This window comes from Pseudoalteromonas sp. CO109Y, assembly GCF_004208935.1.
Classification (GTDB): Bacteria; Pseudomonadota; Gammaproteobacteria; order Enterobacterales; family Alteromonadaceae; genus Pseudoalteromonas; species Pseudoalteromonas shioyasakiensis.
The window spans coordinates 360560-380277 of sequence record NZ_SGPD01000042.1; the positions used below are offsets into that span (position 1 = coordinate 360560).

Annotated in this window: 20 protein-coding genes; 5 read left to right on the forward strand and 15 right to left on the reverse strand. The window is 37.1% G+C overall.

Annotated elements, in window-relative coordinates; all coding sequences use genetic code 11:
- Positions 1 to 10: 10 nt before the first annotated feature.
- From EXT43_RS19310 to EXT43_RS19330, 5 genes are all read right to left on the reverse strand, one after another.
- Positions 11 to 1468, reverse strand: coding sequence for a hypothetical protein (locus EXT43_RS19310; RefSeq protein WP_205990976.1), 1458 nt, complete (start codon positions 1466 to 1468; stop codon positions 11 to 13).
- A 257-nt stretch (positions 1469 to 1725) separates the two neighbouring features.
- A complete protein-coding gene (locus EXT43_RS19315) occupies positions 1726 to 1962 on the reverse strand; it encodes a hypothetical protein (protein ID WP_130167701.1) in 237 nt (78 codons plus the stop codon).
- A 425-nt stretch (positions 1963 to 2387) separates the two neighbouring features.
- On the reverse strand, positions 2388 to 3245 hold the full coding sequence (locus EXT43_RS19320; RefSeq protein WP_130167702.1) for a hypothetical protein: 858 nt from the start codon (positions 3243 to 3245) through the stop codon (positions 2388 to 2390).
- Positions 3246 to 4134: 889 nt separating this feature from the next.
- Positions 4135 to 4527 carry a hypothetical protein gene (locus EXT43_RS19325; protein ID WP_130167703.1) on the reverse strand — a complete coding sequence of 131 codons (393 nt, stop codon included), beginning with the start codon at positions 4525 to 4527 and terminating at the stop codon, positions 4135 to 4137.
- Positions 4528 to 4576: 49 nt separating this feature from the next.
- Positions 4577 to 4891, reverse strand: a complete 315-nt coding sequence (locus EXT43_RS19330) for a hypothetical protein (protein ID WP_130167704.1) — start codon at positions 4889 to 4891, stop codon at positions 4577 to 4579.
- A 108-nt stretch (positions 4892 to 4999) separates the two neighbouring features.
- On the opposite strand from EXT43_RS19330, the gene EXT43_RS19335 reads away from it, so the two are divergent.
- The 3 genes from EXT43_RS19335 to EXT43_RS19345 all read left to right on the forward strand — a co-directional run bounded on the left by EXT43_RS19335 (position 5000) and on the right by EXT43_RS19345 (position 9560).
- Positions 5000 to 5332 carry a hypothetical protein gene (locus EXT43_RS19335; RefSeq protein ID WP_130167705.1) on the forward strand — a complete coding sequence of 111 codons (333 nt, stop codon included), beginning with the start codon at positions 5000 to 5002 and terminating at the stop codon, positions 5330 to 5332.
- 481 nt (positions 5333 to 5813) lie between these two features.
- Positions 5814 to 7472, forward strand: coding sequence for an integrase family protein (locus EXT43_RS19340; RefSeq protein ID WP_130167706.1), 1659 nt, complete (start codon positions 5814 to 5816; stop codon positions 7470 to 7472).
- 501 nt (positions 7473 to 7973) lie between these two features.
- Entirely contained in the window at positions 7974 to 9560 is a 1587-nt protein-coding gene (locus EXT43_RS19345; RefSeq protein ID WP_130167707.1) for a hypothetical protein, read from the forward strand.
- Positions 9561 to 9707: 147 nt separating this feature from the next.
- On the opposite strand, the gene EXT43_RS19350 is transcribed toward EXT43_RS19345, so the two are convergent.
- The 8 genes from EXT43_RS19350 to EXT43_RS19375 form a co-directional block, all read right to left on the reverse strand.
- Complete coding sequence (locus EXT43_RS19350) at positions 9708 to 10301, reverse strand: SLATT domain-containing protein (protein ID WP_165385124.1); 594 nt, start codon at positions 10299 to 10301, stop codon at positions 9708 to 9710.
- A gap of 126 nt (positions 10302 to 10427) precedes the next feature.
- The gene (locus tag EXT43_RS20735) at positions 10428 to 10580 is read right to left on the reverse strand and encodes a hypothetical protein (protein ID WP_165385125.1); all 153 of its coding nucleotides are present in this window, start codon (positions 10578 to 10580) and stop codon (positions 10428 to 10430) included.
- A gap of 236 nt (positions 10581 to 10816) precedes the next feature.
- The gene (locus tag EXT43_RS19355) at positions 10817 to 11512 is read right to left on the reverse strand and encodes a DUF4145 domain-containing protein (RefSeq protein WP_130167709.1); all 696 of its coding nucleotides are present in this window, start codon (positions 11510 to 11512) and stop codon (positions 10817 to 10819) included.
- Positions 11513 to 12044: 532 nt separating this feature from the next.
- The gene (locus tag EXT43_RS19360; protein WP_130167710.1) at positions 12045 to 12959 is read right to left on the reverse strand and encodes a hypothetical protein; all 915 of its coding nucleotides are present in this window, start codon (positions 12957 to 12959) and stop codon (positions 12045 to 12047) included.
- The gene (locus EXT43_RS19365; RefSeq protein WP_130167711.1) at positions 12952 to 13644 is read right to left on the reverse strand and encodes a DnaJ domain-containing protein; all 693 of its coding nucleotides are present in this window, start codon (positions 13642 to 13644) and stop codon (positions 12952 to 12954) included. The genes EXT43_RS19360 and EXT43_RS19365 overlap by 8 nt, the downstream gene beginning before the upstream one ends.
- A gap of 210 nt (positions 13645 to 13854) precedes the next feature.
- Positions 13855 to 14247 carry a hypothetical protein gene (locus EXT43_RS20740; protein WP_138519609.1) on the reverse strand — a complete coding sequence of 131 codons (393 nt, stop codon included), beginning with the start codon at positions 14245 to 14247 and terminating at the stop codon, positions 13855 to 13857.
- A gap of 566 nt (positions 14248 to 14813) precedes the next feature.
- Positions 14814 to 15059: a hypothetical protein gene (locus EXT43_RS19370; protein ID WP_130167712.1), complete on the reverse strand. Its 246-nt coding sequence runs from the start codon at positions 15057 to 15059 to the stop codon at positions 14814 to 14816.
- The gene (locus EXT43_RS19375) at positions 15049 to 15249 is read right to left on the reverse strand and encodes a hypothetical protein (protein WP_055022470.1); all 201 of its coding nucleotides are present in this window, start codon (positions 15247 to 15249) and stop codon (positions 15049 to 15051) included. Before EXT43_RS19375 ends, EXT43_RS19370 begins: the two co-directional genes overlap by 11 nt.
- Before the next feature lie 857 nt (positions 15250 to 16106).
- Between EXT43_RS19375 and EXT43_RS19380 the strand changes: the two genes are divergently transcribed.
- Together EXT43_RS19380 and EXT43_RS19385 are read left to right on the forward strand one after the other, a co-directional pair.
- Positions 16107 to 16910: a hypothetical protein gene (locus EXT43_RS19380; protein ID WP_346470077.1), complete on the forward strand. Its 804-nt coding sequence runs from the start codon at positions 16107 to 16109 to the stop codon at positions 16908 to 16910.
- A 131-nt stretch (positions 16911 to 17041) separates the two neighbouring features.
- Positions 17042 to 17404 carry a hypothetical protein gene (locus EXT43_RS19385; protein ID WP_130167714.1) on the forward strand — a complete coding sequence of 121 codons (363 nt, stop codon included), beginning with the start codon at positions 17042 to 17044 and terminating at the stop codon, positions 17402 to 17404.
- Positions 17405 to 17473: 69 nt separating this feature from the next.
- On the opposite strand, the gene EXT43_RS19390 is transcribed toward EXT43_RS19385, so the two are convergent.
- Positions 17474 to 18577, reverse strand: a complete 1104-nt coding sequence (locus EXT43_RS19390; RefSeq protein WP_240701539.1) for a cell division protein FtsZ — start codon at positions 18575 to 18577, stop codon at positions 17474 to 17476.
- 61 nt (positions 18578 to 18638) lie between these two features.
- Complete coding sequence (locus EXT43_RS19395) at positions 18639 to 19613, reverse strand: WYL domain-containing protein (RefSeq protein ID WP_130167716.1); 975 nt, start codon at positions 19611 to 19613, stop codon at positions 18639 to 18641.
- Between the last annotated feature and the right edge of the window lie 105 nt (positions 19614 to 19718).

The window sequence follows — 19718 nt, forward strand, 5'->3', positions numbered from 1 at the left end:
CCACTTCAGCCTAGGGCTTTTTTGCCACAACAACCGTCATGGAGTTGAGCACATCATAAGGCTGGTGGAAACCAGTAAACCCTTCTTCTTCTGAGTAGAAAATATGGCTGATATCCGAGAATGCATCAGGGTTAACCTTGTGTATAGCATTAGGGTTGTGGAACATAACCAGTCCATCAGACCATGATTCTTCATAGTCGGAATCGTCCACATTTTTCGTAAACGGAATTGGATGTAAACCGTCAGGATTATACAAGAAGCCTTGTCTGAGCATTGTTACATCTTTACTACCGAGGCCTGCAATTTTACCCATACGGTTGAATTTAGGTATTGTTGCTTGGTTGCTGAATAGAACAGCACTAATATTCTCGGCACCTTCTTGATTGAAGAACCCTGACGGAATTTTCTTACCATCCCATTCGTGGAACTTGATTTTTTCAAGCACTGGTTTTCCTTCGACATAGCGGGATCTTACGCCATATAAATATTCAGACAACGCTGTCCGTGACCAAGTCATAGAGTTGTTATTGTGATAGTCGTGAATTGCAAAAATCAGTGAGTGATCTTTAACATGCTCTTTCTCCCAGTATTTGTGCTTGAGCTTCGAGAACAGAGGACTGCCGAACTTGATCGGCATGTAGTCGGTTAGTCGCTCAGCAATGTCTTTATGATCTTCTGGTGGTGGTAGATCAGGGCGAGCAGGGTTGCCAGATGGATTAACTGTTACGGCTTCAATAAAGTATTTCTCATCGAAGTAATTTACTTCAAAATCTGGTGCAGCATGGTTGTTATTGATTTGCAGACCTTGAGTATGCAAGTACACGTGTAAGTACATCTCCCAAAGACGAGCATTAAAGTTCACTGATTGGAACTCGCGAACAAAGTGACCGTCATTATCAACAAACGAGTTTGCAATTTCGTTAATGATGTTTCGTCCTGCATCGAAACGAGGTTCATTAGCGATTATTTTATATCCGTGATGTTGTTTATCTTCTGGAATGATTGCATTGAACAGATCCATTACTGCATCTATTTCATCGCCCTGTGGGTAGATGTCTTGCGGGTCATTTGCATATATTGAGTTAATGAGTACAGCCATGTCTTCTCTGGCTTTGGCTGGAGTTGCATGAAAGTCCTTGCTTCCGTTAATCCAACGGAACAGCTTGCGAGTATCTCGACCCATTATAGCAAAGCCATAGTCACGGTCTGTAGAATCTTGGAAGATAATACCAAGGAGAGTGTTGTTTAAGAACGAATACCATTCGACTTCATTGGCTTGGAATCGAACAAGCGGCATTCTTGAGTAAAAGTACGCATCGAACTGACGGCGAGTAATTTTGCGTCCATTTACAAATATATTTTTAAGCTTTTTATTCTCAAATGCTTCTTGTTGTTGCTTAGTGATTTTTGCTTTTTGTGCGGCTTTTTTCTTCTTATCTCGTTTTTGTTGCTTTGTTAATTTCGTCATATCGCGAACATCCATTTAGTATATGCTGTTTGGTATCACGATATCATAGACATAACTATCAGACATTGGTTTTGAGTGAATAAAAAAGAGACTAGAAATATGCTAGATAATCTATTTTTAGTAAGTTAGACCAAACTAATTCGAATTTAGCCACAAGATTATGCTAAATCTCACTTCAGTCCAAAAATAACTTAGCGATAACGTCAACGCCTCGACCAAAAACTTCATTAAAAAAAGCGCCCATTGGGCGCTGAGTATTACAAGTACTTCTCTCTTAAGCTCGATTCTACATAGCCTAAAATTTCTGCAAATATGAATGCGATAATAAGTCGTGCATATCCATCAATACCAGAAAATGCGTAACTTGTTGCAGCGTTGTAGATGGAAAAATAGTCCACGACCCAAAATACAACTGCAATAACCACAAATATATAAATCACATTCACGATAACTCGAACTAAATCTAAAACGAACTTTAAGCGTAATGTCTTCACACAGTTTCTCCTGTTTTATGTACTGTGCAAATACATAAGTTTGCTATGAGGAAATTTATACTTAATGAAAGTGACTAAGACCACCTACTTCATTACATTGATTTTTAGACTGAAACAAGTTCTTAAAAAGAAAAAGGGTTAGCCGCATTTGGGTAGTAAAGCCCATGACTCAACATACCTATAACTAAACTTAAAAAGGGGAATTATATTGATTCTGTTAATAGTAGTTTTAGTCACTTTTCTACTAATAGAACTCATAGGCTTGAGTTAGAAAAATGCAGAAGCTTCACGCTTATATTTAACCGCGAAAATCATTTACGCTACATCTGCAATCAAAGGATAATAAAGTAAAACCCGATTAGATAATGAGCAAACTTTAATGATTGAGGGTTTAGCAACCCTCAATCATTTATTTTAACTTAAATTTAACCACCACAGGCAGGCGCATTAATACCTGAGCAATCTTTGATTGTAACCGTTCCTGTTCTGATAGGGATAAAATAGTTGAAATTTTTTATGGTAATATTAATACTATTTGCTTGAGAAATAGTACCTACTCTAATTCTCAAATCAGCTAGCTCCTTTGCATTTTTAGGAATTATATTTCCATTCTCATCTACAACTTCATTTATTGTTGCTTCAATTTTAATTGGCTGCGAAAGTAATTTAAGAGACACTTTGATATGCCCTCCTGATGACAGCGGTATAATAAACTGATCTGGAATATCAGTTTTAATCAAACCAAAAGCTTTACCAATTGAGATCAAACTTGCTTCAGCTGTTCTCATTGAAGAATAAATACTGCCATTTAGCTGAGAGTTAATTTCAGATTTGCAAAATGCACAATTTACAAATGACCACGCATTATCAATACCAGTGCTTCCACCAGTTTGTATCTCTATATTTTGGGCGCTTGCATGTAGACTTTGAATTGAACTCTTAACATCTTCTATGTATCTCTGCACTGTGCTAGAAGTTGCTGTTAAAGATGACCTAGGGGCAACCTCTGGTGGTCTTGGTGGTGGAAGTGGCGTTGACTCCAACCAAACTTTGTATGTAGAAATTTCTTTGTTATATAAATCTACAACATGAACCGTTTTAGAATTGCTTGAGCCAAGGTTTGATTTGCTAATGTTGTTCATAGCCCATGAATTTGCTTTAGATTGCCTCTCTAAGCTAGTGCACTGATAACACTCCGCTCCATTATATGTCTTAGCCTCTGAAACAGACGAACAGGCTATTAGAGTTGAACTTAATAACAGCAGCGAACTAATAAATCTCATAAATACTCCACTTAAAATTAATGATATTAGTTATCATTTGCATTCTATGTTCCGTGTTGTATATATGTAAATAGTGTTTAAGCAAATTTGGTCCTAACTGAGGGAATTTTACACAAAGAGGAAGGTAGACTGACGATGTACACAAGTATACCTATACTTTACAACTGTAAAGACATGGCAAATACATTAGTTTGGTCGATGAGAAATCTAAAGAGAAAAGCAGACACATAGTGCCTGCTTCTCTATTTTATTGCTCTGTCATTCATCTGAGTTTGCTGCAACGCATTCGTGCAACTCACACAGCTAACTCTCCCTACAGTTAACTCTTATCGCAAACCGCTTATATATGCGAGCTGACTTCCTAAAGAAGCCAAATCTAGGTCCTCCGCCAGGGTGCGGTGGTAACGACATTTGCTAAGTGATGATTGAGCGTCCTGCTTATTTCAGTCTGTCTCGCACTATTAAGTAAGAAATAAACAAGCAAAATAAGTTTATCCATTACCAGTTTAGTGAAGTGAATTTTTGTTTTTCTTATTAGCGCCGCTATTTTGTACTTGAGCTAGCATGTGATGGATAGTAGAAATGACATTGATATTGCTCTAGGCCGTATAGTGAAATCATGCTCAGTTTGCGATGTGTTATAGTTAATTACTAGCAAAGGTAACGAGCTATATTTTTTCCTCACATTGAATTGGAGAAGTGCTATGAACTTTCAGATTGAATACTTAACTTTTCTGGTCCCCCTATCAATGATGATTGGCGGAGCTATTTGGGTATATCTAGATAATAAAAAAGCGAGTGCCAACGAATAGTGTCATTGCAAGTAAGGGCATGACGCTATCTGGTAGTAATATGTTCTAGAAAAAGCGACTCTTTCGAGTCGCTTGAATTAACCATCATTTTCAATGATTGTGTTCCAATGCCACTGCACTAATTCGAAGAACAAATCAGGCGGCAGTAGAAAGAATTGTTCAAATTCATCAGCCCAGTGCTCGCAGAAATCTTTTATTTGGTCGATGTAAAAGATGAGTATGCTGTACATACCGCTCCCTTCAAGATACTGACTTTCAAGACTATGCTCTCGAGCAATAGACTTACTAACACTGACCCCGACGACTTTTCCAACATCATCACGATGAACGTATATGTACTGTGAAAAGTCTAACTCAAGCCTATCTTCGTTAGTGACATTTGCAAGCCAAAGGCTCGTCGATGCGTCTTGAAAAGGTGACTTAGACTCTCTTGTGTACTTTCTGACAATTTGAAGTTTAGTTTGGCTCATGTTTATCTCCTGTATGTACTTAAAGATAAACATGTTCACTGCAAGCGAATTAATACGAGTTATCGAAGTCAAATTCCAACTGACGCTCATCAACAAAGCCTTCACTATCACCAGCGTCATTACTCATTAATAAGTTAGTGTTGCTGCAAAGTAGTAATAATAGTGACTTTAGGAGAGATAACTGTTCATAGCTAAAACTAATTTTGTAGCTACTCGAAAAGCAGTGAAATAGCAGCTTCTCTACATCAAAATTATCTTCCGTAAAGTTTAGGTCATAAATAGCGTCATACTCTTGATAAAGGCACTGGCTAACTTTCTCTAAAAAATCGGCTGCTACAGCTGCATTAAATTTGTAATTATCCATTTCATTTACTCCATGTTATTAAAATCAAAAATAAGAAGCGGCAGACAATGCAAATTTTGCATAAGTAGCTCGTATTTATTTTCGAAGACAAACTTTTTGGAGATGAATATGACTAACTCAAACGTTGTGGAACTATTTCAGAAGCGACCTGCAGTTGCTAATGATGAAGAATATATTGCTTTATATGAACAAAATGATGGCTACATATATTACGTAAGAAACTATGTTGCCCAGCAGGAGTTTATAGTCGTTAGCGACTCTTTTATGCAAGCGTTGCCTGAAGAAATGCGCCCAGCTACGAACGTGTTTTTCAGTTGTAATTTCTACTTATTGAAACAGTTCAAGCGAGATGTGCAATCGCATATTCAAAACACTGGACAATTTTTATATTTTTATCACTTGTTTGATAAATCAGTTAACGTGTTTTTTGACTCGTTATGACTTAAAGCCAGCTCTGCTGGCTTTTTTAATTCAATGATTGCTACTAAAACAGGTTGATTTCTATCCATATAAACATTAATTTTGGTTACTGCTTTAGAATTATTAGGGCAAATACACGAAGATGGAAAACACAGAAAAAACACAAAGAATTTAAGCCAATGATTTTTATGCGCTAATTGGGTAGATGCATTACATATCACAGTTAATACATTTGTTATTGATGAGTAATGCCATTTAATGACCTCGAACATAAATCACTATAAAACAAATAGTTACACGAGTCGGTATGTAACACATATATTTTTCAAACAAGCTTAGTTTGAAAAATATTCGATAAATAATAACACAATTCGTAGCACACTCTGTTTATGAGCAGCCGTTACAAAAGCGGTCGCGCATTCTACTTTACCCCACTCTAAATTTTGTTGATCTAGATCAAACGACAGGCCTGCAGGGCTTAATAAACCTGAGTTTTAGAGAAATGAAAAACACGAATAAACCCACTACAAAAGCCGAATACATCAAAGCAAAAGCAGTTTGGAAAGAGACGAAGGCACCTTTTTCAATGTTGTACATAAAAAAGTGTGTTACTGCGATTCAAATAATTTCAAATTTTGAGAGAAAAGTTGCTTTAAAACAAGGAATTAAAAATAAGCCCTTGGTTCGTTTGTCTAAATATGAGCAACAACACAATTTACGGCTCGTTTTCACCCCAAAAGGTAAGGTCATCTTCTATTCTAATTTCCCAAAAAAATTAGAGATCCGAAACGTAAAGCTAGGGGAGTTACCAGAACTCACCATTGCAAAAGCAAGAGAGCTTACGCAAACGATATTAGAGGGAAGAACGATATTCGCCGATTTAAACACTATTTTTAAAGAGTATGAGCAGAACCTGACAAACCGACATTTACTCGCACCAACAAAGTTTGCAGCCGGTTCATTGAGAACATATAAGTGCAGAGTAAAAAAGCTTAAGCAGTACTTTAATATGAAAACGAGATTTCAAAGTATTACGGCAGGGGATCTTGAGCGAATCATTGATAAAATTATTGCTAGCGAATCCAACAACCAAGCCATAGAGCTATTTGCTCAAATAAGGCGTATATGGAAGTTTGCCAAAAATAAGTTTAACAATGGCCGTAATCCTGCTGCTGACATTGATGATTATTATGTTTCGGATCGAGTTGATACTCCCCGTCCGTGCCAAGCCTACACTGACTTTGATTCAATTGCAGAGTTGTGGATCAACCTTGCAACTACGCCATGCATTCACCAGAAGAACGCAGCCAGGTTTATGATTTTAACGGGCTTGAGGCCTATCAACATTCCTCAAATGAAATGGTCATGGCTGAATAGCATTACCTTTCCGACCTTAATAACTTTTCCGTCATCAATCGTAGGTGTACGTGGTGAAATGAAAAACCAAAAAGAATACAGACTCCCACTAACAAAAATGATGCGTACTATTATCCTTGAACAAAGGGCATGGATGGAATCGGCACGACCTAATTGCAATCAAGAGTTCATTTTTCTGCAACCACGCGACCCTATGAAGCAATTTTCTAAACGCTCCCTCGATAAAATTATCAAAGACTATTCTCCATTTGATGCAGTAAAAGGTGATATCGAACAAATTGTAATGAAAGGCTCTGCGGGTGCATTTTGTACTATGTGTAGAAGCTTCTTTAAATCCAATACAAAAGAGCTGATGGTATCAAACGGCTACCACTTTAAGCATGCAGAAGACTTAACCCGTTTAGCACTTCATCATTTGAGAAAGTCTGATGATCCGAATGGGCTTAACTACGATAAATCTGAAGAGCTCTACGGCACTTCAACAAAACTTAAGTTTAATGTATTTAAGTTACACGAGGTCAGCATTTTAAAACGAGTCCATGAGCTTCAAAGCTTAGAGTTAAGGCCGACAGCATTTCATGTAAACCAACAAAAAATAATCAAAGATAAGGAACATAAAAAAGCGCTAAGAGAGCGAATAAAAGCATCTCTTGTCCATAAAGGTGCATACATTCAATTCATAAATCAGCCTTTTGGCGATACAGGAAAATCAGTTAAAGAGTTAATTCTGACTAAAGATGGTAGAACTGTAATCGAAAGTTACCTTGATGATATTGCTGTTTAAGCTAAATACTCATCCGAAAAGTATACTGAAAGAGCATATAGAAACTAAATAATGACTTAGCGTAAAGCCGGGTCATTTTTCGTACAACAGCAAAGATAATGAACACTTTTCGCTCAAAAATAATAAATAGTATTGGCAAAAATAAATTTAACGATAGAACGAAGAAAAGTATTGAATTTTGATGAACTTACAAAGAATTTATAAAAAATACACAAAAATCGTTAAAAAATTTTATTTAAAAAAAATTAAAAAGTTTAGTACCCAAAACATACTAATACACCACCAAAAAGCTCAGATTTGATAATAAGCTTATAAACGACTTATCAGTAGCTTAAACAAAGCCATTTAATTTCACCACCAAAATGATCTTAGTAGTCATAGGCTTAAAGCCATAGCTGGCAAGGCTTCCCCCTCTTGCAGCAATCAAAAAACTCATTCAACATAATAAAAAAGCGACAAAGTTAATTCATCCCAGATGAAATAATAAAGACTTAATAAAATATGAAAAAAACCAACAAGAAGTTTAAGAAAAATAAAATAAGCAGAATATTAGATAAAATTAGAAACCTATCTAAGATAACAAGTGAAAATGAGTCTGAGAAGCAAAGTGAAAGTGAGTGTATTAGCAAGTCGAAATTCGACAGTATTAAACCACCATATAGTGATAAAGATATTTTAATATTATCTGAATGCGCTGCAGCAATTGAATACCCAGAACCAGAACCAGGTCAACCAAAAAAAGATCGTAGGATGTCTAAATATGACAGTGAAAAAAACTTAAGATACGTTTTTTATCCAAATGGAGTCGTAAAAGTTTTTGCAGAGTTTCGTAAAATAGATGGGTTAAAAAGTACTCTTTTAGGTAACTTTGAAACAATGACAGTCGCTGAAGCTGCTAGGCTTAGCGCCATAATTTTAGATAATCACCTATATGGTCAAACGCTTGGAGAAGTTGCTGAACTGTATATAGAAGAATTAAAACAAGAGCAAAAGAGTAATCGTCGTTTATTTTCAGATGGAACCATTAGAACGTATTCATGCTACCTTAGAAAATTTTCAACTATCATTGGTGTTGATAAAAGGTTTATTGATATTACAAGTGATGATATTCAACTAGCATTTACGAAATTAAAAAGTGATCTTACAAGGGAATATGTAGAAACCATTTTCCATCGCGTTAAAGATTTATTTAAGTTTTCAATAGACAGACTAAATTATAAGAACAACCCTTTTAATAATGTCAAAAGTTTATATTTATCTAAGAAAAGATGTGAAATAAGAAAGTATGAAGGCTACACAGATAATGAATCTACAGCAAAGCTATTAATCACCCTGGAACACAACGAAAATAGAAATTTAGTAAATGCTTTAAAGCTATGTATTTTTGCCGCATTGAGACCTCAGTGCGCTTGCACATTAAAGAGCAGTTATTTAGATAATTTAGATGATCCGAAGGTTTTGATAATACCAGGTAGTACCACAACAGAAAGAGGGCCAACCAAAAACCAACAAGAACAGAAAATAATATTAACCAGTGAAATGATAAAAGCCATAAAAGATCAATTAGCATATTCAAAAAGAGTATATGGTGAGATAAAAGAGTACTTGTTTGTAAGCATACGAAATCCTGAAAATCATTTACCATACAATACGCTTAGGGAGTTCATGCTGAAGAATGCACCTAAGAATATGGATAAGGCAAACCCTTATAAAATTAACAAGAAAGGCTCTAAAGGTTCTTGCTTAACTATGTTTAGAAAACTTGCTAAAACAAATGTACTGGTTGCATTATCAGATGATTATTCAACACTAACGAAAGCTGAAATTGAATCAAAAGAAATATTACACCACAAAAGTAACTCTGAGAAAAAGCTATCAACAGAAGAAATATATGTAGCTGAAGCAAATAGAATGCTTCATATTTTACATACAAATCATGACCGCTCCGGATGGCATTACACTTCCGCTGAGGAGCAACACGGGACGTACTCAAAAGTATCAAACAATTTATTCATAATGCATGAAAATGCAATCCTTGAAGCTATGAATAAAATAAAGAAAAGTAATGAAGAATATCAAACCATCTAAATCTGGCGCATTATCTAAACTGTTTATGGACAAAAGCGCGTTAGAGTATTTATTCGGTGACGCTCGCATAAGCGGCGTATAACGCTTGGCTAATCTAAGTAAGGCACGAACGCACCCAAGCTTTTTGCGTTCGCACTTGATACGTTGTTATACCTTAAGCGCACCAAACAATGTGCCAACCCAAATAAATTCAGAACCTAGTATTGCTGCGTATAACCAAAATTGAGAAAAATACCTCAAAGTAAATATTCCACGATACCAAAATGGAAGTTGATAATACTCAGACATTTCTAACTTAGTTCGCATAAAATCGACTTTTGTATGATTTTCATAGCGTCTAAGTATTTCATCATACTCTTGGTTGAAAGAGTCATATTGGTCGTCTTGTTCGGTTAGCTTAATATGCGGGAAAATTCTGCGTCCTAGTCCATTTAGCTCCATTCCACAGTTATGGATTCGCTCACCACGTACTGCGAAGTTAGCCATACTCAAAATAATTGAAACAGCCAAAATCACTATAGTTAATATAATCTGTACAAAATCAATTGTAGTTTTGCTTTGTGTTAGTTCAAGACCGAAGCCTTGAGCTAAAGGAGTGATGAGTAAGAAAATTGATGACAAAGTAATTGTCCACAAAACCGCTTTATTGTGATGTTCCAATCGACGTTGTGCGGCAAATCTATTCTTAGTAGTTTTGATTACTCTATCATGTAGTTCTTTATACGGTGTGACGTCTGACATCATACTTCCATTTAGGTATAACGCTCGCCTAAGAGGCGAAAAATGCTTTACTAAAGGTTGCGAAGAATGAGCGCAAGCCAAGCGTTTTTCGCCCATTTTTTAATGCACTTGTTATATGCTTTTTCATTAAATTTTAAACCTCCCGAATGTCTTTCTGGCTATGAATAACGCCAAACCAGCAAGTGTTAATATCGATAGGCCAATTGCACCAAAAAACATAGCTATTTTTATGCCTGAAAGCTCACTGCTCCGAATCGGCTCATTAAGATCAACATTCATCAAGTTTCCTAACACATAAATCATTGCGGTCATTGAACCGGTGAGTATAGGGCATAGAACAAAGTAAACGCAAAATCTAAGAAATCGATTCTTTTTATTAAATGGAGCATCGATACGGTAGTTAAAATTTGAACTCAATGCCTGTATCCCTTCGTAGCGAGTAACGCCGCCAACACGGGCGTATTTTTTGCGGAGCCGAAAGCGGAACGAAAAATACGTCGCGGAGCTTGCCCTTGTTAACTGTTTTTCCCCTTCTTAGCTTCGGCTTTAATAGACCCAATATCAACGATAGCCTCAAGCCTATTTTTCCTTTCTTCGCGGGTTACGTACCAATCTTGGAAGAGCATTTCTATCAAATTAATTAGCAACTCGGCTTCATTAGGGTCTACATCAACAATGAGATTGATATCCTTTTCCATGTGCGCGCCGATATTACCAACTTTCCTAACAGCGTCTATTGCCTCCCACGTTAAATGGTCGGTTTTGTCCTTAATAGCCTCAATTTCATCAACGAGTCGCCCTGGCTTAACCCGCCAGTAGTCACGAATTATTCCTTGAAGGCAGCGCCTTGATAATGTGGCAGAAGCTTTTGGGCTGTACTCTTTGATTAAGCAGGCTTCGGTATAATCATCTATTAGCGGCTTGGGAATGTACTCCGGAAATACTTTCGCATTAGATGGTGGAACAAGTCTCCAGTGTTTAACCACATCCCCTAATCTTTCGCCATTTGGTGTTCTGCTACTCACATGGAGATTGGCTTCGAGAGTGAATTTCTCGCATTCAGGGTTTGGGCAAACGATGAATGTGGTATAAAGCGTATGCCGCCCATCTGCATTATCGTGGTATACCGTTGTTTGCCCGCCAGAAATAGTATTCGTGATGGTTACATACCTCTGACAATGTGGGCATCTCCAATTAAATGCTTGTGCCATGATAATCCCTTACAGTTAACAGCGTATTACCGAGAATTCCCGTTAACACTCTATGTGTTAATTTCCAGAATTATCAAAATACGGTTTTTAATAATCTAATTATTAATAACTTACACATAGCTAAAAAGATTTACAATTGTTTAGGCTACGCTATAACCGAAAATTTACTTATTCGAGAATGGAGAGAATTACATTACGAGAACACGCATAAAAAATAGCATGTAAATTAGCAACTTAAATACTTATGAAAATTTTAACGAGAAGCCACTTAAATTGCATAACGAGAGTTGATTATTTATACATTAAATACGTTGAATGCCTGCTTCGCTAAAAGCAGCCATTAGAGAGTTTACCCTAACTCGTTTTGGGGCAAAGGCGAGTCAGCAGATAACTCGCCTATGGACATGATCAATTTAGAGCCGAAAGACAACTACATGCTATTTAATGCGTCGATTTCACGGCCGTTAGCTTAAACTTCCCCCTAAATCTAAATATTAAGCTTTCTTTAGGAAAAAGTTTGTAACTGACTGAATTAAAACTGTGATTTGTTAATCCCCTTTGTTCTCAAGTTACCATTTGTCACTCTATAAAGAGTCAATGTATATCCCGTAACTTGATACCCTGTATCTGCAAATCTAAATATACTCTCGGCCTTACTGTAACCTGTTTCTGGGCCAAAATAGTGTTGGTAGCCGTACCAAGTTTCACCAGAAGCATATTTAATATGATAATTGCCTAATGGCACTTCAACTTCAATATTACTGCCACCATGAATAAATATATCCATAACATCTTCACCCGTGTATGCATCGACAAGCTTCACTAAATAATTGCTGCCAGAACTCGTATTTATGCTGAGAGGAGCAACGCTAAGTGAAGAAACCCATTTCCTTATTTTTCCATTGTATGGGGTTGCAATAATGGGCTCATTAAACGTTGACTTTGGTTTACTGCTGCTTGAACTCTTCTTCCCATCGTCTAGTAGATAAATTGCTCCAAAGATTAATGCTCCAATTAAAGCTAATGGGATCAACCTAACTATAACTTCAAGTATCCCTTCAAAGATACCCTGTATAAGACCCAAAGCAAGGTCCACAAAAAACATTATGATCTTAATAAAAATGTTCACCAGAAAGTTGTTGGAGTAATCTCTCTTGTGAAGTGGAACATTATTTTTCTTCGTTGATGGTTTAGGTATTTTTGTATAATCGGCTGTTGAGCCTTGAATCCAGTTATCAGAATTATTGAGACCTAGACTCGCTCTCAGAGCGCCAATGTCATCCAAAGTCCTGTGAATTTTATCGTATGACTTCTTCCTATTTGTGTTAAGAAGTACTTCACTCGCATCTATCCGAAGGGCATCATTACTGCATTGTCTAATCGCTTGGCTAATTTCTTCTTGAGAAGCTAAGTCAGATATTCCTAATCTTTTGTATAAATTACGCATAAGTCACCAAGTAATCGTAAGCATCTTTAATTCGTTGAAAATTTATTTTGGCCGCAGCGGTAGCTTCTTCTCCTAAGGTCGCATATTTATCTGGATGATGCATTTGAGCCAACTTTCTATAGGCTTTTTTTATTTCTTGTAGAGTTGCCCCTTTCTCTATACCTAGCGTGACATAAGCCTTATCCAGCCTACTTAAATTATCTTCTGAATTGTTGGGTCTAGACTGTGACGACCAATAACTTGCATAGCTTGGGTCACTAGGTTCGGGAATAGCTTTACCGGTAAATTCAGTAAAGATGCTATTGAGTAGGGGTTTGCTAATATTTAGTAAATCCGAGATATACCGCAGAATATGATTTTCAGAAGGCAAAAGATAATTGTCCGCAATGGACATTTGAATTGCCATCTCTAAGAAAAGTCTGGCTTTTGTACCGGTGAAATGAGCCTTGACGACTTCAGATGCTAATCGAATAGCTTCCACATCTCTGCTTTCAATTATTTCCAATAGCTTATTAATGTCACTACCACTGCTAGATGCACTAGCTATTTCCTGAAGCTGAGCTAATTCTGAGTCATCTAAATTACCATCACTAAGCGCAATCCAACTCAAAATTAAGAGTACGGATGTACCTAAAGGATTTTGGCTATTTTTTAATATACGAGTGAAATTAGTGTATGCGGGCATAAAACATAAATCCATTTACGCTTGCAAAACTTTTTGTTTTGCTTGTTACTCAATAAGATTTAAAAACTATCAAACCTTTTCAATAGTTACAATTTTAACATTAGGGCTAATCTTAATAAGTGATAGCAAATTGTTTTGTAATGGTAAATTATTTTGGGGCATTTGTGAGTTAATTAACCCAATTGCTTGTTGCTGGTAATTGCTAAATCACTAAATATTTATATTTTTTGTTAGGTATTTATATGTAAAAAAAGTTGTAGTTGAGGCAACGAAACCTGCTACTCCATAATAAAAGGCTACTATTGCAGGTGGAGGAAACTGATAAAACACTATCGAAATGACCATTATTCCACATATAGAACCGACAATTGACATCGTATAGATGTTGAACAAATTTAACCTAAATAACAAAAGAGATGTTGAGTAGCCAATTATGAAGGTGATAGGAACAACAAATATTGGCAATATTAACAACAATAAATCAATCCATTGAAACGAATAATGATGCCATGTTACACCATCAATAGAAGTCTGAGGAGTATATCCTCCCAAAAGTGCAAGCGTTATCGTTGCCATAATTGAAGCGAGAACCAATGCTTTCAATATTGCTCTATTATTCATAATAGTTGTGGCCAGAACTTTCGATAAACAAAGACCGTAGCATACCTACATAAATTAGTTAAGATAACTTCATTAAACTCCTCAAAGCTGTCCTTAGAGCAATTACGTTTACTCGTTTTGGGGGAGTAATAAGTTAGCCTTCATCCAATTACTATAAGTTATCACCTAACAAACATACGTATTTGCACAGGACAAATAAGGAGAATCTGTGTGAAGACATTTTGTTTAGAGCTCGTACTTGGGTTAGTTCAAGTCGGTGTGAATAGTATTTATTTGTTTATTTCACTTGCGATATTTTTGTGGGTTCTTGATTATCCCAAAACTTCTAGACTGGCGTCTGCTAACTTACTCGAAGGCTATGAGCACATTATTTTGGCATACATATGTGCTGACATTTTAAGTTTCATAGAATCAAAATTACGAGACAAATACCTTTAATTCTAAGCGCCCTGTGGGCGCTTTTTTAAATTCTGATATAACTACGATTTTACTCTCTTATAAACCGATAAAAGCGCCATATAGGCGCTTTGCTGGACAAACATAGGAGGTTAGTAAAACCTTAGTAACACATACTCAAGCATCTTTTTCATGCTGGGTGCGTGCTTTTCTGCATAGATATAGTAGCCCGTTGCACCCATTACAAATTTGGTGCAAAACAGGCTCATTACGATTAACCAAATGAGATTTTCTGTGACCTTAAGCTGATAAAAGGTAAATCCAACACCACTGAATAGAATCAGTGCGATAACGATTTCTATGCGATTACGATAGATAAATGAGTGTTTAAAACTCATCTATTCCACCACAAGAAATATCTATACCCCAATCAGTATCATCAAAAACAGAGAAAGAATCACAGCTTGTTGTATCAGAAAAGTCACTGTTATCTGTGCCAAATACGTTGCCACCTATATCAACACAATTGCCATTATCAGCATCATTGATAGGTAAACCGGTTGCAGGATTAATCGAAGTAGTCGTCATTTTTTAACCTCTTAGAGTGGGTGAGTTCTCTTTAAAAGTTAATGATTTTGTGATAAAAAACAAACTCGTTTGACTGCGAAGCTCAGCAACAAACAGTTTGAATTATCACTTTCTTCTTTTCTATTTATCTCACTATTCACAGGCAATTTTACTTTGTTTTGTTACGAAGTAGACTTACTTTTTCGTCTGAAAGACATCACATCCAGCCTAATTCGGAACGAAATTAGGCAATAAAAAGCGTCTCAGAATGAGACCAATAAGTCGCGTAATGTACCGTAGGCGAAGCCGAAGAAACATGGAGCAGCGCGAATGTACAGCTGGTCTGTACTCACCGCGATGATGTTTCGCCCTAGCGAAATTCGGTTGAAATTTGGTACAAATTGAAAAGCGAACCACCTTTTCGATAGAAAAGTAAGCGATATGATGAAGGCGGATAATGGGGCACCCATCGCCTGTTCATAAAGCGGCATTGTGGCGGTGAGTACAGAGCGTAGCTCGGTACATTCGCGCTATGGCTTAATACGCTAGAGCGGTAGCTCGTCGAGTCAGCTCGTTGCGGAGCAACATCAGAGATGACGGGCGTTTTAAGCCATATGTTTGAACAACAACGTTGTGAAGACATCAGCTGAAAGCTGCCTGTTGTTGCGATAATCATCGCGACAACCCTACCGGGCATGCGCACAAAGCATCCCGGTAGGAAAACCGGCAAACAATCGCTAAAAAGCGATAATTTGCAAGGTGGGTTGTTAGTTAAAGATTCAAACTAACAACCAAGGTCTTTAAATGTGAAAAACATCCAAAACAACAATACCAGTAACCAACTTCAGCTCGCCTACCCTCGCTATTTTGATATTGATATGCGCTACTATGGAGGTGCAAACAATCATCAAAAGTTTAGCAATCGCCTGAGGCTCTCAATCCTCATTGCCATTCGATTTACAATCATCACACCAGGCCTTGTGAGTTGGCTTTATGCCATCTCACACCGATTAGCCTTGGAGCATTTAAATAGGCTCACCAACGATGGCTTTTTAAAGCTCGTTAAAACACATCGTAGCCCCGATGGGCGCGTCTATGTTCCAACCTACAGTGCTGCAAAGTACGCTGAAGAAATAATGAATATTGATGTGTACTTCAGAGCCAATACCAACCCCGCTTTACAGTTTAACCATAACAACCTAATGCATAACCTTATTAACGCCTTTGTGATGCTAAGAGGCATTCACAATTATCACAGTGATGGCACCTACGCCCCGATGTGGCAAAGTTTCATAACTGAACCCGAATTCAAACGCGCCAATACAAGCACAGAGACCCGAACAGTCGATGGCGCAGTACGCTTATTAGATGGCTCAATTACAGCTATAGAAGTCGAACACTCCTTCAAGAACAAAACAGCACGGCAAGCCATTCTTCTAAAGTACCTAGCCTCACTTAAAAATGGCGACTACGACAAAGTGTTTTTATTCTCCCAATCGCAGCAAATTTTTGACGACATAAAGCGCCTGCATGAACAATTATTCGAAGAAATGACAACACGATTCGATAAGAAAACTCGCCACCCTCTCCTATCGCCTGAAGATGTCGAGCTACTGCAATCATCGATTATCTATCGAACCAAGCTATGTGATGAAATAAGTGAGAGGTTTTATAGCATTTAGATTTTGCTTACCAGTGGCGATAATAGCACCATATAAAAAGTAGAAATTTTTCGCAGAAATGGGCTATGAAGAAGGGTTCTAAATTGGGCATAACCGAGTAATGTCGGGAAAAATAAATTTAGGAGCCCTTAATGAATAACAAAGTTGGCATCTTTTGGTTTGCTGAAAACACATTAGTCTTTAAAGCTCAAAGTGCTATCGACTTAAAGCCAGATCAACTTGGATTTATTGATAGCACGCTGCAACACCAAGTTGAGTGGGAAGATAATAATATTTATCAATTGTTTGGTTTAATGCTAGACAACACTGACTACTACAACTTTCCCAGAGGTCGAGTTGTTTTTAATGTTGATCAAAATGCCTCATACGTATATTTAGACAAAAACTTGTTTAAAAAGCATATAGTTACAAAGATAAAAGCTAATTTTTCTTTACTAGATACAAATGTCAGGTTCTTTACTGATCCTCATTACAATTGCTTTGGTAGTATTTAGAACAAATAAAATACTACCAAATAACTGAGCACAGATACGCAGAGCTAGATTGGTGGTAACCTTGTGAAACTACTTACCAGAGGGAGCTGGTGATTGACTGCGTATAAAAGCCGGAATATCAAAAATATCACTTTGACTAGATACAACTGCTTTAGCTTTTGTTGTTTGCTCTACTTTAGGTATTGTTTCATCTATGTTTTTGGCATGAATTAACTGACTTTTTGCACCAGTGGCTATGATGAGTATTTCAAAGTTATTCGCCAAACTCGTAATTTTAGAAGCACCACAAATAACCACTGCGTTAGGGCTAACTTGATGACGTACTGTATCCATGATGGTGTTGTAACTACCTAATGAAATCTCATCGACACAATTAATTTGTACAATAACACCTGTACTTGTGCTCATATCAACACTGCTAACCAGAGGGTTACTCAGGGCTTGCGTAAGAGCCATTTGTAAATCGCTTTCATCTGCACACTTTCCAACCCCCAATACAGCATCGCCTTGGGCGTCCATTACTCTTTGAAAGTCACGCAGATCTACGTTAATTAATCCCTGATAACACAGCATATCAATGAGTGAGGTAATTAAAGAATGTAAAATTTGATTACTGTGCTTAAAGGCATCAAATAAGCCAATGTCATTGCCAAGCACCTCAATAAGTTGATCATTTGGTAAAGTGACAACAGCATTAGCGAACTGCTTTAATTCATCAAGCCCTTGCTCAGCTACTTTTCGCCTAAAATCCCCCTCACTGGTAAAGGGTAATGTTGCAATACAGATTACAGGCTTATTAAGATCTTTGGCTAACTTAGCTATGTATGGGCTAGCTCCTGTGCCAGTGCCACCTCCTAAGCCAGTTGCGCATAAGAGAATATCGCAACTTTTGATAAGCGTTAATAATTGCTCTTCACTTTCTTGTGCGGCGAGTAACCCTATTGCTGGGTCTGCGCCAGCGCCATAGCCGTTTGTAAGCTCAGCACCTATCAACACAAAATCATCATTTTGAGAGTGCTCTAATACAACCTTATCAGTATTAACGCAGTAAAACTTAGTTTGCGGGTTTTGAACCTCATTAAAAATGGTATTAACAGTGTTACAACCGCAGCCACCAATACCAAATACGCCAATAGACAAGCCATCTAAATTCTCAACTAACTCAAACATCATTGCTCCTCATTTTTTAAAGAGCATAACAACAAGGTGCGTCAATTTTTGACGCACCTAAAAGTCACAAGTTATAAGTGTTTGAAGCCTCATTTAGTTTTTTAATGATTCTGCTGCGTACAGCTTGAGGCTCTATTACCTCAAGCCAATGTGATGCTCTAAACAATTCACTTGTTAATTGCTCAGTGTCCTGCACATTGAATTTAAGCAGTGATGTTTGAGCATCTAACTTTTTCTGCTCTATTAACTCACCAAATTGTACAAACCCCTGATTCAATGAAGATTGAGACGGCACTTTGATAATCAAATTAATACTGTCCTGACGCTTTCCTTTATTAATCGCAGATCTTAAAGAGCTTAACTGCTCTAAATTTGGTTCACGCCGTGTCTTTTGTAATACTTTCACATTACGAATACGATAAACCGGCATCTGATAGCACTTGTCATGCAGCGTCCCTACCATAAACTGCGCCATAAGAATTCCGTTGTCTTCTTCAAGACCATAGAAGCTAAGTTCAGTAAAAGCTAACCAGTGTGCCTGATCATATAAAACGCGATAAATCTCAGCACTAACTGAACGATTATGTTTTATTGCATGCTCGATTTGTTCAACAACCTTGCTGTCAAGATTCACCTTAATCGAGCTATTATTTTCTAGGTTTAACCATTCAGGTTTGATGCCATTTAGTCGCTGTAATGCAATATCAGCTTTAGCATGAATTGTTTGTTTAATATCTACAGGGATATTCTGTGGCAGAAGCTGCTCAAGCAGTAAGTAATGCTGAGCAAGCTCAATACTTAGTAGCGGTGAGCTTCCCCGCCAATCCTTACTAATAGACCATGCATAAGGTTTTGTTCGTGTATCTTTTTCAAGGCCAAAACAGCCTTGATCGTATAAAGATTGAAGATCACGCTGCAACATGCGTGTTGAGAGGTCAATACCATGATTTAAGAGCTTAACTTTTAAGTCGAGTACTGAAACACGCTGCGGTTCAATTGGAATACTATTCAAAATTAAGTGATAGCGTTGGATTAACATTATCTCAAAGCCTCAACTAATATTTAATATAATAGAAAAAAGGGCTTAATTGCCAACCAATGTTGTATAAACTATAGCTAACTGAAGAGATTTAATTTTGTGATC

Excerpts from the sequence above, each read along its gene's own strand:
- EXT43_RS19310 (WP_205990976.1), bottom strand. The coding sequence starts at position 1,468 with ATGACGAAATTAACAAAGCAACAAAAACGAGATAAGAAGAAAAAAGCC.
- EXT43_RS19320 (WP_130167702.1), bottom strand. The coding sequence starts at position 3,245 with ATGAGATTTATTAGTTCGCTGCTGTTATTAAGTTCAACTCTAATAGCC.
- EXT43_RS19325 (WP_130167703.1), bottom strand. The coding sequence starts at position 4,527 with ATGAGCCAAACTAAACTTCAAATTGTCAGAAAGTACACAAGAGAGTCT.
- EXT43_RS19330 (WP_130167704.1), bottom strand. The coding sequence starts at position 4,891 with ATGGATAATTACAAATTTAATGCAGCTGTAGCAGCCGATTTTTTAGAG.
- EXT43_RS19335 (WP_130167705.1), top strand. The coding sequence starts at position 5,000 with ATGACTAACTCAAACGTTGTGGAACTATTTCAGAAGCGACCTGCAGTT.
- EXT43_RS19340 (WP_130167706.1), top strand. The coding sequence starts at position 5,814 with ATGAAAAACACGAATAAACCCACTACAAAAGCCGAATACATCAAAGCA.
- EXT43_RS19345 (WP_130167707.1), top strand. The coding sequence starts at position 7,974 with ATGAAAAAAACCAACAAGAAGTTTAAGAAAAATAAAATAAGCAGAATA.
- EXT43_RS19350 (WP_165385124.1), bottom strand. The coding sequence starts at position 10,301 with ATGTCAGACGTCACACCGTATAAAGAACTACATGATAGAGTAATCAAA.
- EXT43_RS20735 (WP_165385125.1), bottom strand. The coding sequence starts at position 10,580 with ATGAATGTTGATCTTAATGAGCCGATTCGGAGCAGTGAGCTTTCAGGC.
- EXT43_RS19355 (WP_130167709.1), bottom strand. The coding sequence starts at position 11,512 with ATGGCACAAGCATTTAATTGGAGATGCCCACATTGTCAGAGGTATGTA.
- EXT43_RS19360 (WP_130167710.1), bottom strand. The coding sequence starts at position 12,959 with ATGCGTAATTTATACAAAAGATTAGGAATATCTGACTTAGCTTCTCAA.
- EXT43_RS19365 (WP_130167711.1), bottom strand. The coding sequence starts at position 13,644 with ATGCCCGCATACACTAATTTCACTCGTATATTAAAAAATAGCCAAAAT.
- EXT43_RS19370 (WP_130167712.1), bottom strand. The coding sequence starts at position 15,059 with ATGAGTTTTAAACACTCATTTATCTATCGTAATCGCATAGAAATCGTT.
- EXT43_RS19375 (WP_055022470.1), bottom strand. The coding sequence starts at position 15,249 with ATGACGACTACTTCGATTAATCCTGCAACCGGTTTACCTATCAATGAT.
- EXT43_RS19380 (WP_346470077.1), top strand. The coding sequence starts at position 16,107 with ATGCGCTACTATGGAGGTGCAAACAATCATCAAAAGTTTAGCAATCGC.
- EXT43_RS19385 (WP_130167714.1), top strand. The coding sequence starts at position 17,042 with ATGAATAACAAAGTTGGCATCTTTTGGTTTGCTGAAAACACATTAGTC.
- EXT43_RS19390 (WP_240701539.1), bottom strand. The coding sequence starts at position 18,577 with ATGATGTTTGAGTTAGTTGAGAATTTAGATGGCTTGTCTATTGGCGTA.
- EXT43_RS19395 (WP_130167716.1), bottom strand. The coding sequence starts at position 19,613 with ATGTTAATCCAACGCTATCACTTAATTTTGAATAGTATTCCAATTGAA.